The 13,428-nt window shown below is 63.7% G+C and carries 14 protein-coding genes; 7 read left to right on the top strand and 7 right to left on the bottom strand.

From position 1 onward, the window contains the following. Positions 1 to 57 precede the first annotated feature (57 nt). The 5 genes from KA354_12125 to KA354_12105 all read right to left on the bottom strand — a co-directional run bounded on the left by KA354_12125 (position 58) and on the right by KA354_12105 (position 4,669). Complete coding sequence (locus KA354_12125) at positions 58 to 1,158, bottom strand: sugar kinase (protein MBP7935384.1); 1,101 nt, start codon at positions 1,156 to 1,158, stop codon at positions 58 to 60. 16 nt (positions 1,159 to 1,174) lie between these two features. Further along, positions 1,175 to 1,954, bottom strand: coding sequence for a 3-ketoacyl-ACP reductase (locus KA354_12120; protein ID MBP7935383.1), 780 nt, complete (start codon positions 1,952 to 1,954; stop codon positions 1,175 to 1,177). A gap of 74 nt (positions 1,955 to 2,028) precedes the next feature. Further along, positions 2,029 to 3,462, bottom strand: a complete 1,434-nt coding sequence (bioA, locus tag KA354_12115; protein ID MBP7935382.1) for an adenosylmethionine--8-amino-7-oxononanoate transaminase — start codon at positions 3,460 to 3,462, stop codon at positions 2,029 to 2,031. 149 nt (positions 3,463 to 3,611) lie between these two features. Next, positions 3,612 to 4,385: a radical SAM protein gene (locus KA354_12110; GenBank protein MBP7935381.1), complete on the bottom strand. Its 774-nt coding sequence runs from the start codon at positions 4,383 to 4,385 to the stop codon at positions 3,612 to 3,614. Then, positions 4,370 to 4,669, bottom strand: a complete 300-nt coding sequence (locus KA354_12105) for a hypothetical protein (GenBank protein MBP7935380.1) — start codon at positions 4,667 to 4,669, stop codon at positions 4,370 to 4,372. Before KA354_12105 ends, KA354_12110 begins: the two co-directional genes overlap by 16 nt. Between KA354_12105 and KA354_12100 the strand changes: the two genes are divergently transcribed. Then, the gene (locus KA354_12100) at positions 4,596 to 5,123 is read left to right on the top strand and encodes a helix-turn-helix transcriptional regulator (protein ID MBP7935379.1); all 528 of its coding nucleotides are present in this window, start codon (positions 4,596 to 4,598) and stop codon (positions 5,121 to 5,123) included. The two genes, KA354_12105 and KA354_12100, sit on opposite strands and share 74 nt — an antisense overlap. 447 nt (positions 5,124 to 5,570) lie before the next feature. Here KA354_12100 and KA354_12095 read toward each other — a convergent pair whose 3' ends face one another. Further along, entirely contained in the window at positions 5,571 to 5,816 is a 246-nt protein-coding gene (locus tag KA354_12095; GenBank protein MBP7935378.1) for a hypothetical protein, read from the bottom strand. Positions 5,817 to 6,364: 548 nt separating this feature from the next. On the opposite strand from KA354_12095, the gene KA354_12090 reads away from it, so the two are divergent. After that, a complete protein-coding gene (locus KA354_12090; protein MBP7935377.1) occupies positions 6,365 to 6,709 on the top strand; it encodes a hypothetical protein in 345 nt (114 codons plus the stop codon). A 524-nt stretch (positions 6,710 to 7,233) separates the two neighbouring features. Then, positions 7,234 to 8,091: a PEP-CTERM sorting domain-containing protein gene (locus tag KA354_12085; GenBank protein ID MBP7935376.1), complete on the top strand. Its 858-nt coding sequence runs from the start codon at positions 7,234 to 7,236 to the stop codon at positions 8,089 to 8,091. Between the two features lie 44 nt (positions 8,092 to 8,135). Here the strand turns inward: KA354_12085 and KA354_12080 are convergent, their stop codons facing one another. After that, the gene (locus KA354_12080) at positions 8,136 to 8,915 is read right to left on the bottom strand and encodes an ABC transporter ATP-binding protein (protein MBP7935375.1); all 780 of its coding nucleotides are present in this window, start codon (positions 8,913 to 8,915) and stop codon (positions 8,136 to 8,138) included. A 72-nt stretch (positions 8,916 to 8,987) separates the two neighbouring features. Here KA354_12080 and KA354_12075 point away from each other — a divergent pair, with 72 nt between their 5' ends. The 4 genes from KA354_12075 (at position 8,988) to KA354_12060 (ending at position 13,417) form a co-directional block, all read left to right on the top strand. Next, on the top strand, positions 8,988 to 9,995 hold the full coding sequence (locus KA354_12075) for a segregation/condensation protein A (GenBank protein ID MBP7935374.1): 1,008 nt from the start codon (positions 8,988 to 8,990) through the stop codon (positions 9,993 to 9,995). Positions 9,996 to 10,005: 10 nt separating this feature from the next. Continuing rightward, complete coding sequence (locus tag KA354_12070; GenBank protein ID MBP7935373.1) at positions 10,006 to 10,470, top strand: RidA family protein; 465 nt, start codon at positions 10,006 to 10,008, stop codon at positions 10,468 to 10,470. A gap of 108 nt (positions 10,471 to 10,578) precedes the next feature. Further along, positions 10,579 to 12,252 carry a hypothetical protein gene (locus tag KA354_12065; GenBank protein ID MBP7935372.1) on the top strand — a complete coding sequence of 558 codons (1,674 nt, stop codon included), beginning with the start codon at positions 10,579 to 10,581 and terminating at the stop codon, positions 12,250 to 12,252. A gap of 124 nt (positions 12,253 to 12,376) precedes the next feature. Next, entirely contained in the window at positions 12,377 to 13,417 is a 1,041-nt protein-coding gene (locus tag KA354_12060; GenBank protein MBP7935371.1) for an LOG family protein, read from the top strand. Positions 13,418 to 13,428 lie beyond the last annotated feature (11 nt).

Here is a 13,428-nt window from a genome sequence, read left to right as displayed (position 1 = left end):
GGGCCGGAGGGGGTTCAAGCGGCCTCATCGACGGCGTTTGGAGCCTCTGGTGATCTGCTAACGGGCTACCCGAGCGGTCCCGCCTTTCATGACCCTCTCGACCTCGTCGAGTGTTGCCATGCTGGTGTCTCCCGGCGTGGTCATGGCCAGGGCTCCGTGGGCTGCCCCGCAGTTGACACACTGTTCGGGTGATTTGCCGGCCAGGAAGCCGTAGATCAGTCCGCTGGCGAAGCTGTCGCCGCCGCCCACCCGGTCGAGGATTTCGAGATTAGGGCGTTGGGGGGCCTCGTAGAATTTGCCGTCGAGGAACAGAATCGCGCCCCAGTCGTTGATGGTGGCCGTTCTGGCGTGGCGCAGGGTGGTGGCGACTGCTTTGAAGTTCGGATACTTGGCGACCGCCTTGGTGATCATGGTCTTGAAGTGACGAGGATCGAGTTCCGCGAGTTGCTCGTCCAGGCCTGGTACTTCGAAACCCAGTGCGGCGCTGAAGTCTTCCTCGTTACCGATCATGACGTCGACATACCTGGCCAGTTCCTGATTGACCTGCTGGGCCCTGGCCTTTCCGCCGATGTCCTGCCAAAGCGACGGGCGGTAGTTGAGATCGTAGGAGACGATGGTACCGGCCTCCTTGGCCGCGATCATTGCCTCTTTGGCCACGGCTTGGGTCGTCTCGGATAGTGCGGCGAAGATGCCGCCGCAATGGAGCCAGCGGGCTCCCTCCTGTACGAAGATGCTCTTGAAGTCGATGTCGCCGACCTTGAGCTGTGAGGCGGCGGTATGGCCGCGGTCCGAGCAGCCCTTTGCCGCCCGGACACCGAACCCCCGCTCGGTGAAGTTGAGTCCGTTGCGGACTTTTCGTCCGACTCCGTCGAATTTCACCCACTTGACGTGGGACATGTCCACGCCGCCCTGGAGGATGCAGTCTTCCAGCAACCGTCCGACCTCGTTATCGGCGATGGCCGTCACCACGGCCGTTCTCAGTCCGAAGCATCGCCGGAGTCCGCGGGCCACGTTGTACTCGCCGCCTCCTTCCCAGATTCGGAATTGGCGTGTGGTGCGAATGCGTTCTTCGCCCGGATCGAGCCGAAGCATGATTTCGCCCAGCGCGACTGCGTCCCATCGGCAGGATGGGGCGGGTTTGATGTTCAGGGTGGAAATGGCCCGCCTCCTTTCGTCAGAAGTACCGCAAGGCGTAGCCGCCGTCGACGTTGATCACCTCGCCGGTCGAGAAGGGCAGGTCGCCTCGAGCGAGCATGGCCACGGCCTTGCCGACATCGGCGGGCTGGCCCCACCGGCGGATTGGCGTGAAGCCCTCTCTGATCAGGCGGTCGTACTTTTCCTTGACACCTGCGGTCATGTCCGTGGCGATGATGCCTGGGCGGATCTCGTAGACGTTGATTCCTTCTTCGGCCAGTCGGACGGCCAGGAGGGTGGTGATCATGGAGAGGCCTGCCTTGCTGATGCAGTACTCGCCCCGGTTGATGCTGGCGGCGTAGGCGCTGACCGAGGAGACATTGATGATCGAGGCGGCGGGGATGGAGCGGTTCTTTCTCTGTTCGATCATGAGGCGGGCGACCCGTTGGGCGAGGAAGAAAGGGGCCCGGAGATTGGTGGCCATGACCAGGTCGTAACTCGCCTCGGTCATTTCCAGCAGGTCGCGTCGCTCAGGCGGGGCGATGCCCGCGTTGTTGACCAGGACGTCGAGGCGGCCGAATGTTTCCATGCAGTGATCGACCAGCAATTCGCGGTGTTCGACGGTTGTGATATCCGCCTGGCAGATCTCGGCTGTGCCGCCCATCTGCTCGATCATATGCTTGGTGTGGAGAGCGGCGTCACTGTTGCTGTTGTAGTTGACGACGACGGCGAATCCGTCCTGGGCCAGGGCCAGGCAGATGCCTCGGCCGATTCCCCTCGACCCGCCCGTGACCAGGGCGACGCGCTTCTTTTCAGGCATGACTGGGAACTCCTTCTGTCCTTTCGATTCGGACGTCCATCAATGTACGCGGGTGGCTCGTTGATGCCAAGGGCTCATTCCAGCCCGTCGCTACCGGGGCCGTCTGGGCGAGCGCCGTTCCGGATGCGGGGGACAGTCTCGTCGATGCATCGCTCGATCGTGAGCAGCAGGTGTTCGAGGTTGGGGAGGGAGATGGCCAAGGGAGGCAAGATGACGATCGTATCGGCCAAGGGCCGGAGAATGACGCCGTATTGCCGGGCGTGGAGGCAGACGTGGGCGCCGACCTGCAGGCCGTAGGGGTAGCTCTCGCGGGTGGTCTTGTCGCGGACGAGTTCCACGCCGGCGATCATGCCGCGCTGGCGGACGTCGCCGACATGCGGGTTGTCTGCCAGCCGGGCCAGGTGTGAGGCGATGCAGGCGATCCTGAGTTTGAGTCGCTGCAGCGTTTCATCGGATTCGAAGAGGTTCAGCGAGGCCAGAGCGGCGGCGCAGCCCAGGGGGTTACCCGTGAACGTGTGTCCGTGGTAGAAGGTCCGGCCCGAGTCGATGGGGCCGAGAAAGGTCTGGTAGATCTCCTCGGTCGCCAGCGTTGCGCCCAGGGGCAGGTAGCCACCGGTGAGTCCCTTGGACAGGCACATCAAGTCCGGGGTCACCTGCTCATGTTGCACGGCGAACATGCGGCCTGTCCGGCCAAAGCCGGTGGCCACTTCATCGGCGATCAGTAGAGTGCCGTGCTTGCGGCACAGGTTGTGGATCTGGGTGAGGAAGCCTGGCGGCGCGGTGATGATGCCGCCGGCGCACTGGACGAGCGGCTCGATCACCACGGCCGCGACCTGGCCGGGATACTCCTCCAGCATGGTCCCCACGACGTCGGCACAAGCCAAGCCGCAGGTCTCGTGCGACCTGCCCAGTGGACAGCGGTAGCAGTAGGGTGAGGGGGCGAAGAGGGTCTGGAACAGCAGGGGTTGGTAGGCGCGGTGGAACAGGTCGATGCCGCCCAGGCTCACCGAGCCGATGGTGTCGCCGTGATAAGCCTCTTTCAGGGCGATGAACAGCCGGCGTTCCGGCCGGTCACGATGCTGCCAGTAGGCGAAGGCGAGCTTGCAGGCGACCTCCAGGCTGGTGGAGCCGTCATCGGAGTAGAAGACCTTGGTGAGTCCTATCGGAGCGATGTCCACGAGGCGTTTGGCGAGTTCGATGGCCGGTGGGGATGCGAGGCCTAGCTGGGTGGAATGGGCGACCCTGCCCACCTGCTCGATGATGGCCCGGTCGATCTCCGCCCGACGGTGCCCGTGGATGTTGCACCACAGGCTCGAGTGTCCGTCGAGGTAGCGGTTCCCGTCGGTATCGATGACGTAATCTCCGTCGGCTGCGATGATGACGAGCGGGTCCACGGCATTCCAGAGGCTGTGCTGGGTGAACGGATGCCAGACAAACCGTCGGTCCCAGTCGATGAGACGATGTTTGTCCTGTTGGGAGAGTGGACGTGGATCTCCGGCCTTGGCCATACCTGAGCATGTTAGAGCTGTCAGCGGCGGCAGGCAAAGGCGCGGCATCCCGATGAGCCCTCGTTTTCCCTGCTGAACCGAAGGGGCGGGCACAAGCGGGTTTGTGCCGCATTCGCCGCCTGGGGCTTGCTCGCCGGAAGGAGGCTGCTCTACAGGACTCGCGCCTCGACGCCTGCGGCCTCGAAGCACGCGGTGGTGGACCTGGGTTCCTGAGACTCGTCGAACCCGGGACAGAACCGCATGCCGCATGCGGCGTACTTGCCACCCGCAGCCCGGTTATAGGGAAGCAGTTCCGCGCGGAGGAGTCCGGGCAATCCGCTGACGTGTCGGGCAATGCTGGACAGGTTATCTTCCGTGTCGGTCACGCCGGGGACCAGGGGGACGCGGATGATGTACGGAATGCCCATGCCGCTCAAGATCCGGAGGTTGTCGAGAATGACTTCGTTGCCGGCGCCGGTCCAGCGGGCATGTCGGGCGCCATCGATCAGCTTCAGGTCGAAAAGGACCAGATTGCACCTGGCGGCCACGAGGCGGAAATCCTCTCGGTTCGCGTAACCGGACGTGTCCAGGACGACATGAAGCCGATCGAGTGCGTCGATGACCTCGGCGACGAATGCGGCCTGAGCCAGCGGCTCGCCTCCGGAGAACGTCACGCCGCCGTGATCGCGGAGCACCGGTGCCTGGCGGTTGAGCCGTTCCGCGAGATCGGTCGAGCGGTACATCTGGCCCACTTCGCGCTCTCCGGCCGGGCTGCGCAGCACCTGCGGTTCGGGGGAGAGCCCCTCGGGGTTGTGGCACCACGTGCACCGTAGCGGGCAGCTCTTGAGGAAGACGGTGGTGCGAATGCCCGGGCCATCATGGATGGTGAACTCCCGGATGTCGAACACCCTGCCGGTGCGTACGCTGCTCATTGGCGGAGCCATTTCTTCCAGTTTGTCTCGAACTGCTCGGCGTTGTTCTTGTCCACCGGCAGGAGCGGGGAGTACTCGATGGCCGACGGAGGGTCCTTGTGGAGCACGACCTTGTCGGTCAGGATCTCGATGGAGCGGTAGCCCCACTGATACGTTTGCTGAGCGAAGAGCCGTGCGACGACGCCCTTGCGAACGTAGGGTAGCTGGGCGGGCAGGGCGTCCATGGCCACGATCTTCACCTTACCGGGTTCCCACTTCAGCAGGGCGTCGGTGAAGAGGGCGATCGCGCTGACCATGGCCGTTCAGGAGCGACGGATCGAGCCTCTTGGGGTTATCACTCGCCAGTCGACCGACGTATTGCGGATTGACGATCCGGACGTGGCGGCCGCAGTGAGTTTCATTCGCGAGCGGGCCTGCGGTGGTCTGCGGGTTGAGCAGGTTCTGCGGCACATTGCGGTTTCTCGAAGCCTGCTGGAACGGGGGTTCCGAAGGTACCTTGGCCGGTCGCCCCAGGCGGAGATCCGGCTCGTCCGGCTAAAGCGGGTGAAGCAACTGCTGGCCGAGACGGATCTCTCCCTGGCGGCGATCGCACGACTCGCCGGTTTCGTGCATCCGGAGTATATGAGTGTGCTTTTCAAGCGACTGACGGGCCAGACGCCGTGTGGCTATCGCCGCCAAGCGACGACGGAGAGCGCAAAGAATCTCAAGAAGAATACGCAGGGGCTCAATTCCTTGTTGGGTCCGGGCTGATAGACTAGAGGAGGGTCCGGCTGAGCAGCGGGTCAGCGAACTGCGAGAGGCTGTGGAAGGCCGTCGGGTCAGGTTCTGTTCTGAACGGGGTTTGTCGGCGGATAGGGAGCGACCATGGACGCACGACTGCTGCGGATGCGCGATCAGGTGCGCGAGCGTCAACAAACCGGTCATCGCCAAGCCCAGCTGCCGGACCTGGTTTCCGAATGCGATGCCGAGGGGCTGTCGTGGATGCGGCGTTCAGCTCGACTGACCCGTCGGATGTGTGAGGCGCAACATCCGGTCATCGAGTCGGACCAGCGAATTGTCTTTACGCGAACGACGCCGCGGATTCCGCCGGTTTACCAGCCGGAGGACTGGCAGCGGCTGATTTCGGGGCACACGCTTCACGAGCTAGGTCCGATCAGCAATATCTGCGCCGACTGGGGCATGGTTCTGTCCGAGGGGTTACTGGGGCGGCGGCGGCTGGCTCTGGTGATCCGGGACCGGGTGATCCGGGCCGGGGATGGCGAGGCGGTGGAGTTTCTCGATGCGGCCGTCGAGGCGATCGACGGTGTGCTGGCCTTGGCCGGCCGATATGCTCTGGCGGCGCGTGATCTCGGCCGGCGGGATGTTGCCGAGCTGCTGGAATGGGTTCCGGCGAATCCGCCGCGGACGTTCCACGAGGCGCTGCAGGCACTTCGGTTGCTGCATGCGGTGGTTTGGCTGAGCGGGCATTACCATGTGGGTCTGGGCCGGCTGGATCAGTACCTATGGCCCTACCTGGAGGCAGACCTCAAGACCGGCGTGTTGGATGGCGGGGCGGCCGAGGCACTGCTCGAGGAGTTCTTTATCTCGCTGAACCGTGATTCGGATCTATATCCCGGCGTCCAGCAGGGTGACAACGGTCAGTCGCTGATGCTTGGCGGCGTGAAGCGAGACGGCTCTGACGCGGCCAACCCGCTGACCTGGATGACGAGCCACTGCGGGCCAAGCTCGCGGGTGAAGGGCCGAAGGTGGGCAACCACGACGACCGGGCCGACCGCATGCTGGTCGTTTTGTTCGATCGTCTGGCCGACGCCTGCGAATCGCTATCCGGCAACGGGCGGGGCGGGAAGGTTAGGCCGGGCACTGGTTCGGCCATGTACTACGTTTGGCTGGCCACGGGTCACGAGGGGATGCCCGAGCCGGTGGTGGGTGCGACCGCTGACGGTCGGCGAGCTGGCGAGTATTTCGGGGCGAATCTGGCTCCATCGCAAGGGGTGGCCATCCGTGGGCCGATCAGTGTTCTTCAGAGCTTCGGCAAGATCGACTACCGACGGATCTGCAACGGCGGCCCGATCACGCTGGAGCTTGCGGATGCGGTCTTTCGCAGTCCCGACTCGATCGAGAAGGTCGCCTTGCTCGTTCACGTCGCAGCCGAACTGGGTTGCCAGCAACTGCAGTTGAACACGGTGAGCGCTGCGACGCTTCGCGATGCGAAAAGCCATCCTGAGCGACACCGAGACCTGATTGTTCGCGTGTGGGGTTGGAGTGGGTACTTCTGCGAGCTGGAAGAGCCCTACCAGGATCATGTCATTGCCCGGCATGCGTTCGCGGGCGAGTAGCGTGATGGTCGGTCCGGCGGTTGGCGCGCTGTGGAAGCCTGGGAAGCGGCCGGGGGCTCTGAGTGGCAGGCAACGCGTTGGAGCCGCCACAGGACCCGCGAGGGATCGAATGCCGTCTGCGCCACGGTGCGGGCGGCAGTCTGTTGGACTTCCTGACCCCTCTGCGCACGGCACCCGGCTAGCTGTGACGCGTTTCGCCTACAATGGTTTGTACCTCCAATCTGCCACATTCGGGTCTCGTATTTCGGCGAGTTGCCCTCGGTTCTTTCGGGATCGGTGGCCGTCCAAGGCGGTAGGTCGAGCTTGTCGAGGCCAGTCAAGCCAGGTTGTGGTGCTCGATCCCGTCTCGGGTCGTCCTGTTCTGGTCATTGTGGGACAAGCCACGATCAGGATGCAATAGCCGACGCTTGCCTGGGCCGGCGGGATCGGGTATCTTGCGATGGTCAGGCCAACTCGCGGCGCCATCCTGGCTGCTGGATTCCTGGGGGGGTGTCCGTGCTGTCCCGATCATCGCGAGGTTCGATATGCGAAGGCTCAGTCTCGTCATATGGGCGGGGGTTTTGTTCGTTGCCTCGGCGGAGAGCCGCGGGGGCGACCGTCTCTTCGCCACGCATTGCAGCATCTGGGGTTCTTCGAAGATCACAGAGCTCGATCCGCAGACCGGTGCGGTGTTGAACTCCTATGCCCCTCCCGCCTCGCCGAACCAGAACGCCGGGCTGGCCTTTGATGGGAGCCATCTGTATTACTTGCCCGGTCCCTCGGCTGTGTACAGCACGGTCTACAAGCTGAACCCGGACACCGGCGCCGTCGTCGGCCAGTACCATCTGCCCGACAATCCCTATCGCTCCGGCCTGGCGACGATGGGCGACTGTCTTTACACCAACGATTGGCGTTCGAGTCACAACGACATCGAGGTGTACGATCTGGCAACCGGGGCCTTTGTGCGGGCGATTGATTTCCACAAGGCCAATCCCGCCGAGTCGAACCTCATGATCGACGCCGACTTGGGCGAGTTCGGGCCCAGGAATCGGCTGCTGGCCATTGCCCACCCCGTCGGTTCTTTCGCTCAGACCCAGATTCTCGGACTTGATCCTCTGACAGGCGTCATTCGAGATCGATTCAGCATGGAGGATGCCGATGCCGTCTATGCCGCAAAGGGGCTGGCCGCGATCGGCGAGGAGACCTACGTCAGCCTTCACGTGTCGCGGGACTACAAGCAGGTCATTGTCTATGGGCGTGACGGCACGGAGCACCGCCGCTTCGGCATCGCCGGCTCCACCGGCATCCAGGCCTTGGCCTCGACCCATGCCGTGCCCGAGCCGGCCTCGGTGATGGCTCTCGCCGCCGGGCTGGTCATGCTATGGGGAAGGCGAAGGCGGTGACAGGCTGGCGAAGAGGGCGGATCATGCATGCGCCCCCGGTGCTCTTACGCCGGCCCGGCAAGGTAGAACAGTCTCCCGTCCTGGCGGACATGGCAATCGAAGCTGAAGGCTGTGGAGAGATGAGCGGAGGTGAGGACGGTCTCTTTCGGCCCGGTGGCGAGGACCCGGCCCTCCTTGAGGACGAGCACATGGGTGATCCAGGGGTGGATCTCCTCGATGTGGTGGGTGACGACGATCAGGGTAGGGGCCTGAGGACGCTGGGCGAGCTGGCCGACATCGAACAGGAAGTGGTTGCGGGCGGCCGGGTCGAGGCCGGCGCAGGGCTCGTCGAGGATCAGCAGGGTGGGCTGGTTGACCAGGGCTCGAGCGATGAGGACCCGCTGTTGCTCGCCTTGTGACATCAGTTCGTAGGGCTGTTCGGCCAGGTGCTCGGCGCCCATGAGGGCGAGGGTATGGCGGGCCCGGTTGGATTCCTCCGCGGTGAAATCCCGGTACAGTCCGATCGATGCTTCCAGACCGGAGAGAACCACGCTTTCGGCGGTGTCTCTGCCTGGGAAGGTGTGGACCAGGGCCGAGCTGACCCATCCAATGGACTTGCGAAGGGTGCGGAGATCGCATTCGCCGAAGAGCTGCCCGAGGGCCTCGACGGAGCCCTCGCTGACCCATTCGTAGCCGGTGACGATCTTGAGGAGGGTGGTTTTACCGGAGCCGTTCGCGCCCAACAGGGCCCAGTGCTGGCCGGGCTCGATCGTCCAGGAGACGCTGGAGAGGATTTGCCGCTCGCCGCGACGGAAGCCGATGTTACTGAGTCTCAGGACTGGCATGGGCACATGCTAACCCGTTGGCCGCGAGTCATCCATGGCATGGTGGCGACCTGGTCGTTAGAATGTGTCCCGATGGAGGACTACCGAGTACAACTGGACACCTACAGCGGCCCGATGGATCTGCTCCTGTATCTCATTCGCCGCGAAGAGGTGGACATCTACGATATTCCGATTGCGCGGATCTTGGAGCAGTACCTGGAGTACGTACGGGTCCTGGAGGTCCTGGACCCGGAGGCCGTGGGGGAGTTTCTGGTCTTGGCGGCGACGCTGATGGAGATCAAGTCGCGGATGCTGCTGCCGCGGGTATTGCCCGAGGAGGCTGAGGGCGACGAGGCGCTGGATCCGCGGGCCGATCTGGTCAGGCAGTTGCTGGCCTATCGTTGTTTCCGTGATGCGGCGGGTGCCCTGTCGCAGCGGGCGGAGTTCCATGCCCGGCGATTCGGTCGGCCGCCGGTCGAGTTGCCTGGCGAGGAGCAGCAGGTTGACATTGAGGACGTTCAGGTCTGGGACCTGCTGGCGGCCTTCAACAAGCTGATGACCTCGGTTGGCAGTCAACGGACGTTCCACGAGGTCAAGTACGACGATACGCCGATTGCGCTTCACGCGGTGGACATCGCCGATCGACTGTTGCGGGAAGGGAAGTCGCTTTATTTCGAGCAGATCTTCGAGGGCCGTACGCGAAGCGAGATGATCGGCTTGTTCCTAGCTCTGCTCGAGCTGATCCGGCAGAAGCGGGTGCGAATCGAACAGAATGACCGGTTTGGGCCGATCCTGGTTCACCTCGTGGACGCGACGCCGATCACCGATCCGGACCGCCTGGTTGAGCAGGAGGAGAGCTCAGCGGGTGGCGGGGGCGGGCAGGAAGGTGGAGAGGCGTCCTTTGCGGATGCAGGGCTGGCGGTCGAGGCAGGCGACGGGAACGTCCCCGCCCCGGGCCTGGCGGATGAGGAAGAAGATCAGGACGAGTTCGCTCGTCGGATTCAGGCGATTGAGATCGGCGAGGTGAAGCTGGGGCGGGCCGACGATGTGGAAGAGCCGGACGAGGAATCCGAGGGTGATGAACCCCAGGCCGAGCTGTGAGGAGTGAACGGTGGGCAACGTCAACGAGCGATTGAGGGAACTGGGACTGACTTTGCCTGAGGCTCCCAAGCCGGTGGGCTCCTATGTTCCCTGCGTGCGAGCCGGCGATCTGGTTTTCGTCAGTGGGCAGCTCCCGACGCGAGCGGGCACTTTGGTTGCCCGAGGCAAAGTGGGCACGGCCGTGACCATCGAGGAGGCGGCGGAAGGAGCCAAGGTTGCCGCACTGAACGGGCTGGCTCAGATTGCGGCCGCCCTGGGTGGGCTGGACAACATGGTTCGCATCGTTCGGCTCGGTGTATTCGTGAACAGCGGGCCGGGCTTCACTGATCAGGCGAAGGTTGCCAACGGAGCGAGCGACTTCCTGGTGGCGGTTTTCGGCGAGGCCGGTCGGCATGTCCGGGCCGCGGTCGGGGCCGCCGAGCTTCCCCTCGATGCGGCGGTGGAGATTGAACTGATCGCACAAGTGCGGGGATAACCCATCAGCCACGGCAAGCGCCACAAGAAGGAGTCTTCTGCAGCACGTCCTACCGGGAGACGTTTCTCCCGTTCGCCTTGGGTGTGTGGGGGGATAGGCGTCTTCCTGTTGCTTTGCTGTCTGCCGGCCGTCGAGATCATTTGCAGGCAGGTTGTCGAGATGGTGCCGGGGCTTGAAGCGGCGGTTCCCTGGATGGCGAAGTACGCCGACCGGATTCCTCCTGGCACCATTGCCAGCGCTATCGCACGGCGGCCTGAGATCAACGCGGTTCGACGGGCGTTCGAGGAGGTGAGCCTGCGTGGCGGCACGCCGTCGACGCTGGACAGCTTCCGTCGAAGTGATGCGGACAACGGCCTGTACGATTATCTGGACCTGCTTCTTCTGCTGCGGTCGGGACAGGGGAGCGACGAGACCTTGCTGGCGGGGCTCTCGAGAGTCTCCTCGGCGTCTCCTGTCCGCCTCCATGTTCTCCGTCAGCGTCAGGTTGTTGAGGAGGCTCTTGGACGGGAAGGCGTGTCGCGGCGGCGGGCGGCGGTTGTGGCTTGGGAGAGTTGCACGTGGCTTCAGCAGTTTCACGACAGGGTATTTCGGGAGCTGGCCCGGTTGCTGATTGCCAGGGCTTCGGCCTGGCGTGAGACCGGGCGCGCGGCCGATGCGGTTCGCGCCCATGCAGTCCTTGTTCGGCTAGCGACCGACGTGGCGCTGGATTCGCCGTCGCCGGGCACGTTGCTGCTGGCGTCGGAGCTGACCGCCTCGGCGTGCCGGGAACTAGCCCGGGATCGTGCGGCGGCCGGGACAGGCTCAGGCCCGGCGGGCGGAACACTGGATCGCCCGTTGCCGCCGGTCATGGACGCACGACGTTGCGATGTGGAGGCGGTCAAAGCGGCCGCTCTGGGTGACGCGTGGCACGAGGTTGTGGACACGGGCGGGGTGGGCATGCTGCCCTGGATGGGAGCGTCCATGCATGTCCTGCTGGCCCGATGTGAGCATCATCGGGTCATGGTTTCGCTGGTTTCTTCTGTGTTGGCGCTGGCGTGTTGTCTGACCCTTCTGGTGCTGCTCGTTCTAGTCGGTATTGTGGTCGCTGCCACGCGGATGCCGCCGGACGTCGAGTTGAAGTGGCCGGGCGGCCGATGGAGGTGCTGGCGTGTGGCCGCCCTGCCGGTTCTGCCGCTGCTGGCGATGTTGCTGTTTCTGTCGCTTGCGGAGATCGACTTTTCCTGGCTGTTGTCCGCCCCCTCGGTGGTTGGTGTGGCTCTGTTTCCCGGGCTGACGGTGATTCTCCTCGGTATGGTCGCGTACGTCTCTGCCGGCGTGGTGGAGGAGGAGCGCCGGTACGGATGGTCGCTGAAGGGGGTGTACGTTGTGGGTGTGGTTTTGCTGCTGGCCCTGTTGCTGGTTCGCGGCATCGTCGGTGGGGGTGCTCCATGGCGGCCGCCCCTGTGGGTGCGCGAGTTTCGTGCCGCCGGGCTTATGGTCTCCCTCTTTTTAATTCTTTTAGCAACTTTATGGATTCTACTGAACATACGACGGTACCGGCAGGGGCGGTTTAGCCTCGCTGTGGTGAGCCGTGCGTTTCTTCCCGTCGTCGCGGCCAGCTTTCTATACGCGGGCGTCTTGAGTTTTTCTCTGCTATGGCTCAATGAGGCGCGCGACACCGGGCATCAAGAAGCGTTTGCCCGGGCTGCCGTCGATCCGGTGGCTGGCCAGCTGGGGCCGGACTGGTATCGGGACCACTTGGCCGGAGCCCGGGCTCTGATCGAGGCTCTTGAGAACCGTTGACCTCTCCGCGCCCGATGGCCTGCCGCTCAGATTATTTCGGTGTCGGCTTTCCTCCGATTGTGGTTATCGCGCCATGGCCGTGGTATACTCGTGGTTCAGCCGTGTCGTGAAGGCAGAGGAGTGTATGGCGGACACGCATAGTCGATCATTGAAGACGACCGGTCATCCCGAACGGCAGCGGGCGATCGAGGCGTTTCTCAAGCAGTTCGCGGACAGTCCGGACCAGGATCTTCTCGCCGACATGATGGTGACGATATGCCGGCTTGCGGCGGACGGCACGGGGCGCGGCGAGTTGAAGTTGCTGAACAGTGCGGTCAAGGAGCTGCGTTATGCGTTCAAGATCTTTGCCCCGTACGCTCAGATCCGCAAGGTGACGATTTTCGGTTCGAGCCGCACGCCGCCGGATCATCCTGAGTACCTCCAGGCGGACAGATTTGCGCGCGGGATGCGGGAGAACGACTGGATGGTGATTACCGGTGCGGGGGATGGCATCATGCGTGCCGGCCACGACGGGGCCGGTCGGGATGCCAGTTTCGGGGTAGCCATTCGCCTGCCGTTTGAGCAGAAGACCAACCCGGTGATCGCCGACGATGCCAAGCTGGTGAACTTCAAGTACTTTTTCACTCGCAAGCTGGTGTTCATGAAAGAGGCTTCCGCCGTCGTCTTGTTTCCTGGCGGATTCGGCACGCAGGACGAGGGCTTCGAGGCTTTGACGCTGGTCCAGACCGGCAAGAGCGCACCGATTCCGATCGTCATGATCGATGCCCCGGGTGGCTTCTACTGGCAGCACTGGCGGACGTATGTGGCCGCGGAGCTGTTGCGCACCAACATGATTTCACCCGAGGATATGAACCTGTTCAAGCTGACCGACGATGCGGGCACGGCGGTGCAGGAGATCATCCAGTTCTACCGGCGTTACCATTCATCGCGGTACGTCAACGACCTCTTCGTGATGCGTTTGAACTCGCCTTTGTCCGCGGACGCTCTTGAGCGGCTCAATGACACCTTCAGCGGGATCATGACGGGCGGCCGGATCGAGCAGCATGCTGGCCCGATCGAAGGCGAAAACGACGAGTTGCCGGACAAAGCCCGGCTTGCGCTGGCGTTTGACCGCAAAAGCGTGGGCCGGTTGCGGCTGCTGATCAACGAGGTCAACAGGGCCTGAGGGAGGCGGGT

Source organism: Phycisphaerae bacterium, assembly GCA_018003015.1.
Classification (GTDB): Bacteria; Planctomycetota; Phycisphaerae; order UBA1845; family PWPN01; genus JAGNEZ01.
This window is presented reverse-complemented; position numbering and strand designations above follow the sequence as displayed.